Annotated in this window: 16 protein-coding genes; 1 reads left to right on the forward strand and 15 read right to left on the reverse strand. The window is 60.8% G+C overall.

What is annotated here, in order from left to right; translation table 11 throughout:
* Window positions 1-24 precede the first annotated feature (24 nt).
* From LDN90_RS19805 to LDN90_RS19850, 10 genes are all read right to left on the reverse strand, one after another.
* Entirely contained in the window at window positions 25-237 is a 213-nt protein-coding gene (locus LDN90_RS19805; protein ID WP_017199160.1) for a helix-turn-helix domain-containing protein, read from the reverse strand.
* A gap of 151 nt (window positions 238-388) precedes the next feature.
* Window positions 389-1,546, reverse strand: a complete 1,158-nt coding sequence (locus LDN90_RS19810; RefSeq protein ID WP_223946811.1) for a 3-deoxy-7-phosphoheptulonate synthase — start codon at window positions 1,544-1,546, stop codon at window positions 389-391.
* 219 nt (window positions 1,547-1,765) lie between these two features.
* Window positions 1,766-2,773 carry an acetylxylan esterase gene (locus tag LDN90_RS19815; RefSeq protein WP_223946812.1) on the reverse strand — a complete coding sequence of 336 codons (1,008 nt, stop codon included), beginning with the start codon at window positions 2,771-2,773 and terminating at the stop codon, window positions 1,766-1,768.
* 50 nt (window positions 2,774-2,823) lie between these two features.
* Window positions 2,824-3,501, reverse strand: coding sequence for a DUF1961 family protein (locus LDN90_RS19820; protein WP_223946813.1), 678 nt, complete (start codon window positions 3,499-3,501; stop codon window positions 2,824-2,826).
* Window positions 3,498-4,169, reverse strand: coding sequence for a rhamnogalacturonan acetylesterase (locus LDN90_RS19825; protein WP_223946814.1), 672 nt, complete (start codon window positions 4,167-4,169; stop codon window positions 3,498-3,500). Before LDN90_RS19825 ends, LDN90_RS19820 begins: the two co-directional genes overlap by 4 nt.
* Window positions 4,170-4,192: 23 nt before the next feature.
* Window positions 4,193-5,065, reverse strand: coding sequence for a carbohydrate ABC transporter permease (locus LDN90_RS19830; RefSeq protein ID WP_216926833.1), 873 nt, complete (start codon window positions 5,063-5,065; stop codon window positions 4,193-4,195).
* Entirely contained in the window at window positions 5,065-6,057 is a 993-nt protein-coding gene (locus LDN90_RS19835) for an ABC transporter permease subunit (RefSeq protein ID WP_223946815.1), read from the reverse strand. Before LDN90_RS19835 ends, LDN90_RS19830 begins: the two co-directional genes overlap by 1 nt.
* Complete coding sequence (locus LDN90_RS19840) at window positions 6,036-7,565, reverse strand: extracellular solute-binding protein (protein WP_223946816.1); 1,530 nt, start codon at window positions 7,563-7,565, stop codon at window positions 6,036-6,038. Before LDN90_RS19840 ends, LDN90_RS19835 begins: the two co-directional genes overlap by 22 nt.
* Before the next feature lie 3 nt (window positions 7,566-7,568).
* The gene (locus LDN90_RS19845) at window positions 7,569-7,811 is read right to left on the reverse strand and encodes a hypothetical protein (protein ID WP_223946817.1); all 243 of its coding nucleotides are present in this window, start codon (window positions 7,809-7,811) and stop codon (window positions 7,569-7,571) included.
* Window positions 7,804-8,535, reverse strand: coding sequence for a DUF624 domain-containing protein (locus LDN90_RS19850; protein WP_223946818.1), 732 nt, complete (start codon window positions 8,533-8,535; stop codon window positions 7,804-7,806). Before LDN90_RS19850 ends, LDN90_RS19845 begins: the two co-directional genes overlap by 8 nt.
* A 354-nt stretch (window positions 8,536-8,889) precedes the next feature.
* Here LDN90_RS19850 and LDN90_RS19855 point away from each other — a divergent pair, with 354 nt between their 5' ends.
* The gene (locus LDN90_RS19855) at window positions 8,890-10,923 is read left to right on the forward strand and encodes a DUF6807 family protein (RefSeq protein ID WP_223946819.1); all 2,034 of its coding nucleotides are present in this window, start codon (window positions 8,890-8,892) and stop codon (window positions 10,921-10,923) included.
* 17 nt (window positions 10,924-10,940) lie between these two features.
* Here the strand turns inward: LDN90_RS19855 and LDN90_RS19860 are convergent, their stop codons facing one another.
* The 5 genes from LDN90_RS19860 to LDN90_RS19880 all read right to left on the reverse strand — a co-directional run bounded on the left by LDN90_RS19860 (window position 10,941) and on the right by LDN90_RS19880 (window position 16,195).
* Complete coding sequence (locus tag LDN90_RS19860; RefSeq protein ID WP_223949337.1) at window positions 10,941-12,167, reverse strand: MFS transporter; 1,227 nt, start codon at window positions 12,165-12,167, stop codon at window positions 10,941-10,943.
* 131 nt (window positions 12,168-12,298) lie between these two features.
* Window positions 12,299-12,958, reverse strand: a complete 660-nt coding sequence (locus tag LDN90_RS19865) for a Poxvirus protein I5 (RefSeq protein WP_223946820.1) — start codon at window positions 12,956-12,958, stop codon at window positions 12,299-12,301.
* Between the two features lie 34 nt (window positions 12,959-12,992).
* A complete protein-coding gene (locus LDN90_RS19870; RefSeq protein ID WP_216926824.1) occupies window positions 12,993-13,910 on the reverse strand; it encodes a carbohydrate ABC transporter permease in 918 nt (305 codons plus the stop codon).
* On the reverse strand, window positions 13,907-14,860 hold the full coding sequence (locus tag LDN90_RS19875) for a sugar ABC transporter permease (RefSeq protein ID WP_223946821.1): 954 nt from the start codon (window positions 14,858-14,860) through the stop codon (window positions 13,907-13,909). The genes LDN90_RS19870 and LDN90_RS19875 overlap by 4 nt, the downstream gene beginning before the upstream one ends.
* 48 nt (window positions 14,861-14,908) lie before the next feature.
* Window positions 14,909-16,195, reverse strand: coding sequence for an ABC transporter substrate-binding protein (locus tag LDN90_RS19880; RefSeq protein ID WP_223946822.1), 1,287 nt, complete (start codon window positions 16,193-16,195; stop codon window positions 14,909-14,911).
* Between the last annotated feature and the right edge of the window lie 223 nt (window positions 16,196-16,418).

The following is a 16,418-nucleotide window of genomic DNA, read 5'->3' on the forward strand; positions in this document are numbered from 1 at the left end:
TCCGCGGGACGGACTGCGGCGCCCTCAGGCGGTCTCCGATTGTCCGTCGACCACAGCACCCTTGAGGTACTGGGCCACGGCTTCCTCAGGCACCCGGAAGGAGCGGCCAAACCTAACGGCAGGCATTTCCCCTGAGTGAACCAGGCGATACACAGTCATTTTGGAAACACGCAGGACGTCGGCTACTTCAGCCACAGTCATGAAACGCGCATTCGAGAAGTTAGTCTCCGCGGACATTTCCCATATTCCTTTGCTCTCAGCCGGACAGGACACCCCCAGTAGAACGGTGTGCCGATGCTGAGCCATCAAACAACCATGTGCTAGATACTCTAGAGGCTGAAGTGACTAATGTGAAAGCATTTCGGCTAAGTGGGACTCTACTCCCCGGCTACTCCCCCGAAACCAGCCGGCGCTTCCGAGCCGATGCAGCGAGCTGCTCCAGGACTGAAGCGGTGACATCCCATTCCATGCAGGCATCGGTCACGCTCTGGCCGTAGACGAGTTCCTGCTCACCAGCCAGCTGCTTGGCCACGTCGAGGTTCTGCGCCCCGCCTACCAGGAAGCTCTCCAGCATCACGCCGGCAACAGGAGAAGAGGTACCGGTTTCGAGCTGCGCACCGATTTCCAAGGCAACCTCGGCCTGGCGGTGGTGGCTTTTGCCGCTGTTGGCGTGGCTGGCGTCCACGATCAGGCGTGGGTTCAGTCCCTTGGCGGCGAGCTTGGATGAGGCAGCGGCAACGTCTTCCTGCGAGTAGTTGGGGCCTTTGCGTCCGCCGCGCAGGATCACGTGGGTGTCCGGGTTGCCGGACGTGGCCACGAGAGCCGCGCGTCCGTCGTCGTCGATTCCCAGGAAGGCTTGCTCAGCGGCGGATGCGCCGCATGCGTCAATCGCCACCTGGAGGTCGCCGTCGGTTCCGTTCTTGAAGCCGATGGGCATGGACAGCCCGGAGGCGAGCTGCCGGTGGATCTGGCTTTCGGTGGTGCGGGCGCCGATGGCACCCCAGGAGACGAGGTCCGCCATGTACTGGGGGCTGATGGGCTCCAGGAATTCGGTGGCGGTGGGCAGGCCCAGCGCCGTGACCTGCTTGAGGAAGCCGCGGGCGGCGCGCAGGCCGGCGGCGATATCGTGGCTGCCGTCCAGGTGGGGATCGTTGATGAGGCCCTTCCAACCGACCGTGGTGCGCGGCTTCTCGAAGTAGGTCCGCATGACGATCAGCAGGTCTTCCTTGTGCTTCTCCGCCTGGCTGACCAGCCGGCGCGCGTATTCCAGACCGGCCTTGGGATCGTGGATGGAGCAAGGCCCGACGATTACCAGCAGGCGGTCGTCCACGCCGTCCATGATGGCCCGGACTTCATCCCGGCCACGGTCGACGACGGCAGCTGAGCGGGCGTCCAGCGGCAGCTCGGCGATGAGGTCCTGAGGGGCCGGAAGCGGCTCGAAGCGGGCCACCCGCAGGTTGGAGGTGGCGGGCTGGGAAGCTTTCCCGGCAGCGGGGAGTGCCTCGTTATCGAGTGTCTCGGTGGATTCTGCAGCGATGCTGGTCATTTCTGGGTCCTGTTCCGGATGCGGAGCGGGCCCCTTTTCAGAACCCGCCGGATATGGCGAAGGGCAGAGAATGATCTCTGCCCTGCTGGCTCTGAAGGAAAGTTGGATGCGTGTCAGTTAGACGCGGGCCCCTCCAGAGCCAACGAAAAATACGCATACCAACGGTTAGTCATAGCCACACCATAACCGCGGTTCGTCAAACCGGGCAAATTGGGTCCGTCATGATGACAAAAGTTTGCGGAGAAACTGGAGCTGCTTGATCCAGTGGTGTTCTTGGCCGCCCTCGTGGTTGTTGAAGCGGTATACCTCGATGTCCTTAGCGGGCGCACCTCCTGCAACACCGTAATTGTTGAAGCTTGCAAAGACCGTTGACGGCGGGCAAATATCGTCCATTTGCGCTGCCGAGAAGAGCGCAGGCACCGTGGCAGCCCGGCCGAGATGCACGCCATCGAAGTAGTTCAGCACGGCAAGCATGGGCTCGTACTTTTCGCGGTGCCGCCCAAGGAAGCCGGCAATTTCGGGGTAGGGCCCGCGGGGCGCGATGTCGATCGCACGGGGAAAGTCCTGCAGGAAGGGGACGTCGGGCAGCGCGGCGATCACGCCGTCGAGCCTTCCGCCGGCCAGCCCGGCAGCCGCCACCGTGATGCCGCCACCCTGGCTGACGCCGGTCAGCACCACCTTGGAGGGGTCGACGGCGGGATGGCTCTGCGCCGCTTCTACCGCACGGAAGGCGTCCACGTAGACCCGGCGGAAGTAGTAATCGTCCTGGTGCCCCGAACCGCGGGTCATGAGCCCGGCATAGTTGACTTCACCAGCTGATGGATGCGGATCCGGGGTGTCACCGGAGACGCCGCCGTAGCCCTGACCGCGGGTGTCCATGATGAAGTGGGCATATCCAGCCTGCGCCCACCGGGTGTTCTGGTTGGCCAGCCCGCGTCCGCCGGAGTAACCGATGTACTCCACGACGACAGGAATCTGCTGCCCTGCTTCCAGGTGTGAGGGAACGTGCAGCCAGCCCTTGATGCGATCTCCCCCGAAGCCGGAGAAGGTGACATCGAAGGTGTCGATCACGGCGAGATAGTTGTCGACGGGTTCGAAGACGGCGTCCAGCGGCAAGGCCCTGGCCTCGGCGATGGTGCGGTCCCAGAAGGCTTCGAAATCAGTAGGCGGAACTGCGCTGGAGGTGTAGTTACGGAGCTGCTCAAGGGGCAGGTCAAAGAGAGGCATGAGGACATCCTACGTCATAGGGTTGTGTCGCCGGTCACCAGGACGGGGAACTACAAGGGAGTAATGGACAGGTTTCGGTAAGCCGCCCGTAGAGGGGCCATTTGGCGGATTCCGAAGTAGCCGCCAGCCAAGGGTTCCTGGCCCGCGTCCAACCAATCGAATAGGGGCAATCCATTGATCGAGAAGGCAACACGGCGGCCATCTTTGATGACTTCCATCCTGTAAAAGCCGTCAGCGTCATCGGCTGGAGGAAGCGGGTCCGCTCCCTGCGCTACGAGTTCGAAGCCGGCACTTTTGCGCAGGTTGCACGTCCTGAAGGCCCGCTCCGTGGCGTATTTGTGGCGGAAGTAGGAGATGTGGAGGGCATTGATATCCCCTGAGTGGTACTGCGGGTAGTAACCGGTCCGCGGAGCCAGCGAAGTGGAGAACAGATCCTCGCCGTCGTGCCCCCGCGCGGAGAAGAACACCATGGCCAGGCCTGGTTCCTCAATCGGAAGGAACTCCCACCTGATCCGGACATGGTCCGGGAGTTCCTCAGGGCACCAGAGGGTCCAGTGCGCGTGGTCTCCATGTTCCTCCGGGTCGAGGGTACCGGAAAGGAGAAGCGCGCTGGTTCCGTCGCCGCCCCAGGCCGGCCCGCCGTCGTCGTACGTTCCATACTGGACCGGCCCTTCGGCGACCCAACCAGCGATATCCGAAGGACCCCGCAAAGGGTTGGAGTAGATCAAGCGCCCACTCCAGCTTTGAGGGTAGCGGCCAGCCCGTAGCCGAGCGCTTCGAGCTGCTCCGCGACGTAAACCGCAATCCGGCGCGCACCCGTCTCGTGGAAATGCGTGTTGTCCTCAAGGCCCCCGGCCCAATGCGCATGCTCGCCGGGAGCGAAGTGGAAGAACAACTCCTTGGACCCCTCCTCCCCCAGCTCCTCGTACAGCGCACGGGTCCATTGGTTGAGGTCGAAGACGTCCAACCCCAGCTCCACGCCAAGTTCACGCACGACGGCGGGATAGTCACCCAGCGTCTCCTGCAGCGTTCCATCGAGGAAGTTCCGGCGCTCCACCGACGTGCAAAGAATGGGAACACCACCCTTGGAACGGACATCGGCCACCATCCGCTTCAGGTTGTCGGTGTAGCCCGTTCGCGCGGCGAGGTGCTCCCGCTTCTGGTCGTTGTGCCCGAACTGGACCAGCACGAAGTCGCCCTTAACGGTCTGGTCCAGCAGCTGATGCCAAAGGCCTTCATCGCGGAACGACTCCGTGGTGGCACCACCCTTCGCGTAATTGTGGACGGCAGCCCACCAATAGGTTTCGGAGGCGAGGTGGGCTCCCCAACCACTCATCGGGTATTCGTAACTCGGGCAGGCTGCCACGGTGGAGTCGCCCGCGAGGAGTATTTTCATGAGTTTCCTTTCATCAGGAGCTGCTACCCCTTAACCGAACCGATCAGCATTCCTTTGGCAAAGTGCTTCTGCAGGAAGGGGTAGAAGATGAGGATGGGCAAGGTTGCCACCACGATCACGGCGAACTTGATGCCTTGCTCGGGCGGGATGTATGACGGATCCACATTGCCGGTGCCAAGGAGATCCGATGCAGCGGTGACCTGACGCAGGTACATCTGAAGCGTCCACATGTTGTTGTCGCTGAGGTACAAAAGCGGGGACATGAAGTCGTTCCAAATACCCACAGCGTAGAAAAGCGCAAACGTGGCCAATACCGGCTTGGACAGCGGCAGCAGGATCCGCCAGAGGATTCCAATCTCCGTAGCTCCGTCCATCTTGGCTGATTCCTCGAGCTCGGCAGGGAGCTCCTGGAAGAAGTTCTTGATGATGATCAGGCTGAACGGGTTGATGGCCGCAGGCAGGATAAGAGCCCAGTAACTGTTCAGCAAGCCCAGGTCCTTGACCAGCAGGAACGTTGGAATCATGCCGCCTGAGAAGACCATGGCAAAAACCACCAGGGACAGGATCAGTTTCCGGCCACGAAGTCCACGTTTCGCCAGCGGGTAGGCCATGGTGACCGTGAGGACCAGTTGCACCAGCGTCCCAACCAGCGTGACCAGCACGGTGGTGATCAGGGCTTTGGTAAAGGACGGCGTGGAGAAGATGTACTCATACGCCCCCAGCGTGAATTGCTCGGGCCAAACGAAGAACGCCCGCCGGGTAATTTCCGCTTCGTTGGCGAAGGATCCTGCCAGGACGTAGACGAAAGGCAACAGTGTGATGATGCCGATCAGTGTCAGGAAGACGTAGTTGGCGGCATCGAAAATCCGACCGCCACGCGTGTTGTGAATCTTCATTAGAAAAGTCCGCTCTGGTTGAACCGCTTGGACAGCCAGTTGGTGCCGAAGATCAGTACTATGCCCACCAAAGACTTGAAAAGCCCGACGGCGGTGCTGTAGCTGTAGGCGCCTTGGGTGATGCCTACGAAGTACACGTAAGTATCGAAGACGTCGGCCACGCTGCGGTTGAGTGCGTTGGTCATGAGGTAGATCTGCTCAAAGCCTGTGTTGAGCATCTGCCCGATGGCCAGGATGAGCATCACGATGATGGTGGACCGAATGCCGGGCAAGGTGATGTGCCAGACGCGCCGGAACCTGCCGGCGCCGTCGATAATTGCGGCCTCATACTGGTCCTGGTCCACGGTAGCCAGTGCGGCCAGGAAGATGATGGTTCCCCAACCGGTGTTCTTCCAGATCTCTTGAAGCACAATCAGCGGCCGGAACCAGTTGGGATCGGACAGGATGTCCACATTGGTGCCAAACAACCCGTTGACGAACTGGAACAACGGTCCGATGTCCAAGGCGAAGAGGAGGAAGCTCAGCGACGCCACGATGGTCCAGGACAGGAAGTGTGGGATGTAGACGAGTGTCTGGACGGTTCGCTTCAGCACCGAAAGCCGGACCTCGTTGAGCAGCAATGCCAGGACGATGGTCAGCGGAAAGGCGATCCCCAGGTTCAGGAACGCCAGGATCAGTGTGTTCCCCAGCAACCGCGGAAAGTCCGGGTTGGCGAAGAAGTCGGTGAAGTTGGTTAGACCCACCCAAGGACTGCCGTTGACGCCCAGGAACGGAACGTAGTCCTTGAAGGCGATGGAAACACCGTACATGGGACCGTACCGGAACACTGCGAAGTACGCCACGCCGGGCAGGAGCAGTAGATACAACCATTTGTAATGCGCGAAGTGGACTGCAAAGCTGCGTCGCCGCGCCGGGGCGGGCGGCGTGCTTGCCGCCCGCCCCGGGGCCTTGGCTTCGACGACCGGGGCGGTCACTTCTTGGTGTCCTGCCACAGCTTGTTTATCTCTTCTTTGACCTTGTCACCGCCGCTGGTGTTCCACAGCTTGATGGCATCCTTTAAGCCCTGCTCGTCCAGCTGGCCAGCCAGGTACTTGATGCGGGCGTCGGCCACGATGTTGTCCAGCTGCGCGCCCTTGGCCACATACGTGGGCGAAACGAAGGCTGCGGCCGGGTTGTACACGGCACTCTTGAGGTCGTTCGCCATCACTGCAACGCGATCGTCAAAGACCTTCTGCTCGTACTCGGACGCCTGCTTCACTGGGTAGAAGTTGTTCCCCGTGACGTTGGTTCCAAGTTGTGCGTAGCTCTTGATGTCGGTGTTGACTACCTTGCCCTCCGGCGTTTCCGGCTTGATGGTGGCCGCCAGCCCCTCCTCAACCGTGAAGTTGACTCCCTCGATGCCGTTGTTCATCAGGACGGCAACTTCCTTGCTGTTGAGTTTGTCCAGGAATGTCAGGACGTTCTTCAGGTCGGCTTCGGTTTTGACGCTGGACTTGGGGATGGCAAGGAAGCCGGAGTAACCATCGGTCGGGTGGGCGTGCAGCTCACCATCCGGGCCCTTCAGGCTGCCCACGAAGCCCACTTTGTTCTGGAAGTCGCTCGGGTTGGCCTGCTTGAAAAGGTTGATCAGCACGCTGACCCGGGAGTCGACGTCGACAATAATGCCGCCCTTGCCGTTGAAGAAGGGCTCATTCCATTTGGTGGGATCGAAGGTGGCGAAGTCGGGGTTGATGAGTTTCTCGTCCACCATCTTCTTGATGAAGCGATCAGCCTGCAGGAATTCCTCGGTTTCGAAGCTCGGCACCAGCTTGCCGTCCCGCTCGGTCCAGCGGTTTCCGGCGCCGAACCAGGTCTCGATCATGTCGTAGGGGCTGTTGGTGCCCAGTGCGCCCCATTTGGGAATCGTGATGCCGTAGGTATCGTTCTGGCCGTTGCCATCCGGATCCTGCTCGGTGAATGCCTTGGCCACCTTGTAGAGGTCTTCTGTGGTCTGCGGCGCTTTCAGGCCCAACTTGTCCAGCCAATCCTGGCGGAACATCACGGCGGCGCGGATCGGATTACGAGCCCGGAAAACCCCGTAAACCTTGCCGTTGACGCTGGCGTTTTGCTGGACTTCGGGAAAGGTCGTCTTGAGGTTCGGGTAGTCCTTGAGTTTGTCGGTAAGGTCCCAGAACGCCCCGGCTTCGGCGTTCTTCACGAAGCCCGGCGACTTGCCCTGCACCACCAGGACGTGCGGGATGTCGGAGGAAGCCAAGGTGATGTTCATCTTGTCCTCGTAGGAGGCGTTGGGCGCCCAGGAGATGTTGATGTCCTTGCCTGTGAGCTCTTCAAGCTTCTTCTGCACAGCGCCGTCCGGGGTTGGCGGCTGCGCTTCCAGGAAGGGCGCCATGATCTTGACGGATGAGAGGTCCGACGCCGGCGCTTCGCCACCGCAGGCGGTCAGGGCCAAGGCGGCAGAGACAACGACGGCGGCCGCCAGGGTTGGTTTTCTACGGATCATTTCCTACTCCACTTCTTCGGGGTTGTTGTCGATTGACGATTCCGGGGCCACGCCGGGGAAGCGTTTCAGGCTCCACAGGTGACGGCCGTTCGCGTCTTGATACGTTTCATTAATGCTCACGCCAGGAGAATCTACGCCCAGCTCGGGGCCTCCTTGGACAAGTTCGGCATGCCCTTGGATATCAAGGGATCGATGGAGGACACGGCCCGCGCCTGCGGGCGGACCTTGGCGACTGGCCTCAAACAAGACTGGTCTCCTTGTCAGTGGAAGGGGCGGTCAGGGAGCTGGCTGCCGTGATGGTCGCTTGATCGCCAGAGACGAGGACAACTGCTGCCGCAGGGTCCGTTTCCTTGGCAGCCATGGCGTCGTCATTGGCAGCAAAGAACCGGTCGCACAACCAGCCGGTGAGATAGAGCCAGGCACCAACACCGAAGAACGGCACCAGGCCGGGAAGTGAGCGGCAGGCGAATACGGCGGCCGCCGTTACGAACAGGAGTATGACGGTCCCCGCGAGGTGGCGCATGGCAAACCGGGACGACATCACAAAGTACTGGGGAAGCGTGAGTTCGTATCTGGCAAACATCGGAAAGAGGTAGCACAACGTTCCGGCCGCAAAGAGGACAGCCAGGAGGATCGCGGCCGATGCCACTTGCGAACCCAGATCCCAGCCAGCAGAAAAATAGCCCCAGTTCAGGGCCAAGGCCGCTGCAACTACCAAGACCGGAACGCCGAGGGCATTGCCCTTCGCAAAGTTCTTGAAGTACTCCTTGGCATAGCGACGCATCAAAGGCGTGGCGTTTCCCTGCACCTTCTCACGAACCAGGATGTGGGCCGCTGCGGTACTCGGTCCTATACCCAGCACCACGCCACCCAGCAGTGTGAAGACGATCCAGAGCATATTCAGGCAGGCGATCCACAGGAGTGTGTCGAAGAACGTGTAGGCCCTAAAGCCAAATCCCCCAGAAGTCATGGCGCTCCCTATCTCCATCGTTGCAGAACTCACCCAAATATCTGGCGCCGGCGATCACCTTGCAATCTCGCCTCGGTCACCGATCCCAGCCAATCGGGACTTGACCGGGTGCGCCACATCACAAGTAAACGGTTTCACCGCAATCTAGACTGACCGGCCGCGTCCGGTCAAGGTTTGATTTGAATCGTTACATTCAAGGAAGGATCGCGCTACACTTGCAGAACCAGCTATCGGAAAGCGCTTGCCGAGTGTACCTTGCGGGAGATAGCCTGAAGCGCCGGGCCTCTTGAGAAACGCCTTATCGAGCACGCCTTGAGGTAGTCGCCAGCAGTTGCCAGCCAGCAGAGGAGAATCATGGAAACCACTTCCGCCGGGTCCGCCAAAAGTCCCGGCACCCTCAGGACTGCACCGGCAAGGATCGCCCTGGTAGGCGTTCATGGCTTCGGCGCCCATCACCTCCAGAACCTGGAAAGGCTCAGTTCGGAGGGCGTGGTGGATCTCGTTGCAGTCGCAGACCCGAATCCCCCAGCCCCAGGCACGTTGCCGCCTTCCACGGCCGTCCACTCCGATCTGGATGAGCTGCTTGGAGGAGGCCATCAGCCGGACGTGATCATTGTGGCAACTCCGATCCAGACACACGCCCCGTTGGCTCTTTCCGTGCTGGCTTCCTCCGCAGACCTTTATCTCGAAAAGCCTCCCGTCGCTTCCATGAGCGACTTCATCCGGCTCCAGGAGGCAGCCGCAACAGCTGGCCGGAGCGTGCAGATCGGGTTCCAAAGCCTGGGCTCCCATGCACTGATCGGGCTGGAAAAACTGGCCAGCGGGGAGGCTTCGGCAGAACTCCCCAGCATTGGGTCGCTCAAAGGCATTACGGCCACAGGGCGCTGGGTCCGGGACCGCGCATATTACAAACGCTCGAGGTGGGCCGGAAGGCGCAGCCTCGGCGGAGTTGACGTAGTGGACGGCGTCGCCACCAATCCCTTGGCCCACGCGATAGCCACTGCCCTCCGGATAGCCGGAGCCCGGACTGCAAAAGACCTCGCCACCGTGGAGACGGATCTCTACCGGGCCAACGACATCGAGGCAGACGATACCTCGGTGATTCGCATGCGGACAGTGGACGGGCTGCCCATCACGTGCGCCCTGACGCTGTGCGCCACAGAGTCCGTTGAACCCTACGTCACGCTTCATGGGACTGAAGGAACGGCCGTGTTCCACTACACCGAAGACCGGGTGACCGTCCGCACCGAAGCGGGCGAAATGGCGCACACGTTCGGACGTGAAGACCTCACCGAAAACCTGCTCCACCATTTGTCCCACGGCACTGCGCTGCTGAGTCCCTTGGATGAAAGCGGCGCTTTCATGCGCGTCCTTGAGGCCATCCGCACCGCTGAGGCACCGGCACTCATTCCTCCGCAATACGTGGAATGGGTAGGCGTAGGCGAACAAGCGCATGCCGTGATTCATGGGATAGAAGAAATCCTGGAGCGGGCAGCCCGCGCTCATGCAACCTTCTCCGAGCTCGGGCTTCCCTGGGCGCGGAAGGACGCTACCGCTGAGCCCCTCTTCGGCGCACGTAGCGACTCTCCCTCTGCAGTCTTCCGCGCTGGCGACGCCTTGGAGCCAGAGCTTTCGCCGCGTCCCTATCTCCACCCTGTTACGACGCCATCAGGGATCGTAGTGACTGAACATATGCCTGTGGATCACGTATGGCATCTCGGTGCCGGGTTCGCCCTTCAGGATGTCAACGGAAACAACTTCTGGGGTGGTCGAAGCTATCGGCGCGCCGCTGGCAAATACATGGATCTGCGGAACCACGGCCGCATCGAGGTCAGTGGCCTGCGCCGCGAAGATGAAAAGACCACGCTTGACCTCCACTGGCTCGCGGCCGACGGCCCCCTCCTCCTCGAAGAGCAACGGAGCTACCAGCGAACGCTTCTGGACTCCAACACCTGGCGACTCGATATCCAGACGCAATTCACCGCCGTCGTGGATGTCTCACTGGGCAGTCCTGGTTCGCATGGTGCCGCGGGCAGTGGTTATGGCGGCTTCTTCTGGCGCCTCCCCACCAACGATTCCCCACGCGTCTTCTCCGCCGCTGCGGAAGGTGAGGCTGCTGTGCATGGTTCGGTTGCGCCGTGGCTTGCGTGGACTGGAGAGTTCGACGGCGGCCCGGCCACTTTGGTGTTTGCCGCACCTGCCGAAGCGGCGGACCCGTGGTTTGTTCGCTGCCGTGAGTACCCCGCCGTGGGTTCCGCCCTGGCGTGGGACACCGCAGTGGAACTTGCTGCCGGTACGTCACTCACGCGTACAAACACGGTCTGGATCAGTGACGGAACCCTGGGCGTGGAGGCTATTGAGGAGTTGGTTCGCCGAGATGGCGTTTGATGGCAATGTTTCCCGTCTCAACTGTCATCTCGCGCAGCAACGCGCTGGCGCCACAGGATCGCACCTACCACTGCCGCTGACACCATACCCAGAGCTCCCGTCACCACAAGGCCCGCCCGGACGCCGAATTCTTCCGTGAGCCAGCCGGCGAGCAAGCCTCCCAGGGCGTGCCCACCCAAGAGAAGTGGAAAGTAAAGGGCCAAGACCCTGCCCCTCACGCTTGCACCGGCTTCGAGTTGGACGCTGGTGGCTGCACTAGTGAGGAACATGAGCGTCATGAAGCCAACCACAATGAGCATCACCACGAATGACTCCTGCGTGGGCATCAGAGCAGCGAGTAACTGGGCCAGGCCAAAGAGCCCGGCGCTGGCAACAATGCCCTTGCGCCCAAAGCGCTTGATACGGCTGGCCACCAACGCGCCCACCAAGGCTCCCAAGGCGCTGACCATGTTGAAGAGCCCAAATCCGGCGGGACCGCTGTGCCACACACGGTCAGCGAATGCTGCGAGGACCACGGGACCGTTCATCCCGAATGCTCCCAAGAGGCCGGCCAACAGCATGATGAGAAGAAGCTGCGGCCTGGCACTCACATACTTGAAGCCGGCCAGGATTTGTCCACGCTTACCCCGGGGTGGGCCGTCGGGGTCGTGTGCGTGATGAAGCTCAGCTGGCCGGATAAGAGCGATCATCACCAAAACGGCCAGCCCGATCCCCGCGTTCGTCGCAAACGCAGCGGCTGGGCCAGCTTGGGCAATGAGGACGCCGGCCAAGGCGGGACCGAGCATGGCACCGAGCTGACCTATCGCACTGTTGAGGCCAATCGCCGCCGGTAGTCCGGCATCACCTACTACCTCATTGACGAAGACTTGCCGGGCGGGCCCATCAATGGAGCTGGTAATTCCTAAAGCAATGCAGGAGCCATAGACAACCCACACGTCCGTGCCGCCCATGGCATTCCAAGCAGCTAGTCCAGCGGCCAGCAGTGCAGCTACGGACTGGCACACCATGAGGATTCGGCGCTTCGGAAAGAGATCTACCAGCACACCACTGATAGGACCAACCACCAGCATGGGCAGGAATTGAAGTGCCACAGCCAATCCCACCGCAGCCGGGCTTCCTGTGAGCTGCAGGACAAGCCAGTCCTGGGCGAGTCGTTGCATCCACACACCGCCGCTGCCGACGAGCGACAACGTCACGAAGATCCGGTAATTGTGGTGGCGGAGTGGGTAGTGCCACGCTTCGATGGAGCGGGGCCTTGGCGAGGCGGCGTCTTTGCCGGCGGAGTTCGAGGTCTGGTCAGAGGGACGGCGCGGTGGCAACGGACGCGGTGACACGGGGGTGGTCAGCTCGATTCAGCAGGTTGTCGGATGCACTCTCAGATTTGGGTGCGGCTGGCGGCCCTGATCTTGACGGCAGCCGCGGCAAGGATCAGCATGCCGGGAACAATGACGAAGAGCGCCTGCAGCATCCACACAAAAACGACTGCCACGAAAACCGCGGCGAGGAGCAACAGCGAACCGCTCCCATCACGGAACGAATCAGCTTTGGCTTGCGAGTAGGCAAGCCGCCACCGCTGCTGTGGACCGGGAAGATCCGTGGACTTGCCGCCGGCGTCCCCCGCCCAGATCACTCCGCCGCTCCAGTTGCCGGCGATCCTGAGCAGGAGCACGGCGGCTGCGGCCGCCAGGATCAAGGTCGCGGGCAGGATCAGTGCCCGCCCGGGCAGTTGCCCCACCAGTGCGAGCAACAGGTTCAGGACAATCACGACGGCGGCTGCCGCCGTCGTGATTCCGATCTTCCAACTGCCGGGAAGCGCGCGGCGGAAGTTGCCCCAAAGGCTCCGAAGGGAATCATCCCTGCCACTGAGGTGCCGTTCAAGATGCGCGACGCCGGCGGCATAGGCGGCTGGCGCCGTTACCAACGGGACGGATAGGAGGAGCACAATGACTCCCGCGAGGATGGTCTCGGAGAAGAGGGCAAATCGGTTGACCGAGATGGCCGGCTTCTCCGAGGAGGACTTTCCTGTTGTGTCCATGACGCTCATTCTGTTCTTCAGCCTTCCGTGTCCGTCAGCCCTTGAGGCCCTGTGTTGAAACGCCTTCTACGATGTAGCGCTGGAAGACCAGGAAGAAGACCAACACGGGCAGGAGCGCAAGAACCGACATCGCGATCATCGCCCCATAATCCGAGCTCTGGGTCTGGTCCACGAAGAGCCGCAAAGCCAGTGGCAGCGGGTATTTTTCGGGGGTGTTCAGGTAAAGAAGCGGGCCCAGGAAGTCGTTCCAGCTCCAGATGAAGGAGAAGATCGAGGTCGAGATCAATGCCGGTTTCATGAGCGGGAGCATGATCGAGCCGAAGATGCGGACGTGTCCGGCGCCGTCGATGCGGGCGGCCTCGTCCAGTTCTGCCGGAAGGTTGCGCATGAACTGGACCATCAGGAAGACAAAGAACGCGTCGGCGGCCAGGAATTTACCGATCAACAGCGGCACATAGGTGTCTACCAGGCCAAGCTGCTGGAACACGATGTACTGCGGGATGATCACCACGTGGAACGGGAGCAGCAAGGTGGCAATCATCATGCCGAAGAAGATTCCGCGGCCAGGGAAGTTGATGCGGGCAAAAGCGTACGCTGAGACACTCGCTGAAAGGATGGTGCCGACTACTGCGCCGACGGCCAGAATCAGGGAGTTGGTGAAGAACGTCAGGGTGGACACTCCGCCGATGCCGTCCATGGCCGTGACGAAGTTGTCGAAGCTGAAGTTGTTGGACCATAGCTGGGTGGTGGAACCACCGATTTCGGAGTTCGGTTTGAAGGACGAGGCCACCATCCACAGAGCCGGGTAGAGGACTACCCCTACCAGCGCCAAGGCAACGATGTGGAAGATGATGCTTTTGATGCGCTTGGCCGTGCCCGACTCGGACTTCGGGTTGTACACCGGGGCTGGAGTGGCGGGCGTGGACTGGGTAGGGGTTGCCATTGTTGTCATTTTGAATCACCGCTGTAGTGGACCCAGGACTTGGAGGTCTTGAAGAAGATCAGCGTGATGATGCCGACCACGATCACCAGGAGCCAGGCCATGGCCGAGGCGTAGCCCATCCGGAAGTCGCTGAAACCGCGCAAGTACAGGTAGAGGGTGTAGAAGAGGGTGGAGCCTGCTGGGCCGCCTTCACCATTGGAGATGATGTACGCAGAGGCGAAGATCTGGAACGCGTGGATGGTTTCCATCAGCAGGTTGAAGAAAATCACCGGGGAAAGCATGGGCCAGGTGATGTTGAAGAACTTACGGACCGGACCGGCGCCGTCCATCGAGGCTGCCTCGTAGAGATCGGCAGGAATCTGCTTGAGCCCGGCCAGGAAAATCACCATCGGAGCGCCGAACTGCCAGACCGTCAGAAGGATCATCATGGGCATCGTCATGGATGGATTGCCCACCCAACCGCCGAGGTTGATCCCGAAGAAGGACAGGCCCTCATCCACGGGGCCGGAATCGCCGAACATCGCCTTCCAGACAATGGCGATGGAAACACTGGCACCGATCAGGGAGGGAGCGTAGAACGCGGAACGGTAGAACCCCTGTCCCTTTCGCTTGCTGTTCAGCAGCATGGCGATCGCCAGGGCCGCAGCGAGCTTCAAAGGGGTACCGAACACTACATAGCTGAGGGTTACTCCCACGGACTGCAGGAAACGTTCGTCTTGGAAGAGCGTGGCGTAGTTGTCCAGGCCTATCCACTTGGGGGGATCGAAGAGGTTGTAGTTGGTAAAGGAGAGGTACAGCGAGGAAATCATCGGACCCACGGTCAGGGCAATGAATCCGAGCAGCCAAGGAAGCAGGAAGGTGTAGCCGGCGCGGGCGTCCGCCCCTCGCCGCCGCGATGGGCGCTGCTGCAAGGGAGCGGTCGACTGGGAGCGCCTGCTCAGGGTTGGGCTTTGAGTCACGAGATCAGTCCGTCGGTTGGGCAGCCTGGGCCAGACACGAATGTCTGATCAGGCATTCTGCTTGATAAGGTCTTCGGCTTCCTTGAACCAGGCATCTGCAGCACCGTCGATGGTGAGTTTGCCGTAGTTAAGGTCCGAGCTGACGCGCTTGAATGAGGATTCAAGCGTGCCGAAACCAACGATGGGCGGCTCCGGAGCATCCTTGAGGTACTTCTCGATCGACTTTTCGTAGTCCACCACCAGCTTGTCTGTGCCTTCAAAGGTGGTTCCGTCGCGCTGGGTCTTGGACGCAGGAACACCACGGGAGGTCTTGAAGATCTGGCCTACCTCGGGATCGTTGACCATGAAGTCGATGAAACGGGCAGCAGCATCCTTGTATTTGGTCTTGGCGCTGGCCACCATCAGCATGGACGGCTTGAGGAAGAGTCCCAAGTTGTCGGAGTTATCGGAGGGAACCGGCACAAGCTTGAGTTCCTTGGCACCACTATCGCCGAGGTAACCGGCCATGAAGTTGTCCCACGTGACTTCCGTGGCAGTGACGTTTGAGCCGAACGGGGACTTCGGCAGCAGCTGCGTCGTCTTGTCTTCGCCAACGATCGCCGAGGTTCCCCGAAGCTGGGCGGTGGTGTTCCACCACTTCTTGAGGTCGTCCTTGGAGAACCCGAGCTTGCCTTCGTCCGTAAAGGCTTGAATGTTGTTCTGGCGCAGCCAGATGTTGAACATCCACCAGACACCGGTGTAGTCCGTGCCGCCGAACAACGTTCCGTTGCCCTTCTGCCCCACCTCGGCAAGGAAAGAGTTGAACTCCTTGTAGTTCCACGTTCCGTCAGGCTCGGCGATGCCCATGGCCTTGAGCTTGGCGGGATCGTAGTAGACAGCGAACGCATTGGTGCTGGTGGGGATACCGTAAGTTTTTCCACGGATCTGGCCCGAAGGCAGGAGTGACTTGTCGAAGGCATCCGTGTTGATCTTTACCGTGCCCAGGTCCAGTAGTTGGTTCCGCTGGCCATAGTCGCGCAGGTAGGACAGGTCCCACTGCATAACGTCCGGCAGGCCACCACCGGCAGCTTCCGTGGCGCGCTTCTGCCAGTACCCAGCGAAGTCCGTGAAGTTGCCGTTGACCTTGACATCCGGATTCTTGGACTCAAAAAGTGCAATGGCCTTGCGTGTGCGTTCGGCGCGGTCATCGTTGCCCCACCAGGTGTACGTGATGGTCACGGGATTCTCGGCAGAACCCGTCTTGCTGGACGATGAAGACTGGCCGCAGGCGGAGAGGAACGCCGCAGATGCAGTGCCAAGGGCCACCGTGGTGAGGAAATTCCTTCTGTTGATCATGAGAGCCTCCTTGCTCAGTTGGTGCAAGCCTGTTCGGTTCTCCCACAGGGAGAGTGACCTCGCTTACACTCGTTCTGAATCGATACAATATCCTCAATCGGGAATCTGGGCAAGCGTTTTCCAAGATCCTCGCCTAACCTGATAGCAGCCAAGCTCCACAGTTATCCCGCACTGCCGAACCTGACCAAGGAGTCCCTTTGCCCTCCCCTGAACTCTCCCGAGG

The sequence above is a fragment of the Arthrobacter sp. NtRootA1 genome (assembly GCF_019976975.1).
Lineage (GTDB): Bacteria > Actinomycetota > Actinomycetes > Actinomycetales > Micrococcaceae > Arthrobacter > Arthrobacter aromaticivorans.

What these genes read in the sequence shown, in the direction of transcription:
- LDN90_RS19805 (WP_017199160.1), bottom strand. Translation starts at nt 237, where the DNA reads ATGTCCGCGGAGACTAACTTCTCGAATGCGCGTTTCATGACTGTGGCT.
- LDN90_RS19810 (WP_223946811.1), bottom strand. Translation starts at nt 1,546, where the DNA reads ATGACCAGCATCGCTGCAGAATCCACCGAGACACTCGATAACGAGGCA.
- LDN90_RS19815 (WP_223946812.1), bottom strand. Translation starts at nt 2,773, where the DNA reads ATGCCTCTCTTTGACCTGCCCCTTGAGCAGCTCCGTAACTACACCTCC.
- LDN90_RS19825 (WP_223946814.1), bottom strand. Translation starts at nt 4,169, where the DNA reads ATGAAAATACTCCTCGCGGGCGACTCCACCGTGGCAGCCTGCCCGAGT.
- LDN90_RS19830 (WP_216926833.1), bottom strand. Translation starts at nt 5,065, where the DNA reads ATGAAGATTCACAACACGCGTGGCGGTCGGATTTTCGATGCCGCCAAC.
- LDN90_RS19840 (WP_223946816.1), bottom strand. Translation starts at nt 7,565, where the DNA reads ATGATCCGTAGAAAACCAACCCTGGCGGCCGCCGTCGTTGTCTCTGCC.
- LDN90_RS19850 (WP_223946818.1), bottom strand. Translation starts at nt 8,535, where the DNA reads ATGACTTCTGGGGGATTTGGCTTTAGGGCCTACACGTTCTTCGACACA.
- LDN90_RS19855 (WP_223946819.1), top strand. Translation starts at nt 8,890, where the DNA reads ATGGAAACCACTTCCGCCGGGTCCGCCAAAAGTCCCGGCACCCTCAGG.
- LDN90_RS19865 (WP_223946820.1), bottom strand. Translation starts at nt 12,958, where the DNA reads ATGGACACAACAGGAAAGTCCTCCTCGGAGAAGCCGGCCATCTCGGTC.
- LDN90_RS19870 (WP_216926824.1), bottom strand. Translation starts at nt 13,910, where the DNA reads ATGACAACAATGGCAACCCCTACCCAGTCCACGCCCGCCACTCCAGCC.
- LDN90_RS19880 (WP_223946822.1), bottom strand. Translation starts at nt 16,195, where the DNA reads ATGATCAACAGAAGGAATTTCCTCACCACGGTGGCCCTTGGCACTGCA.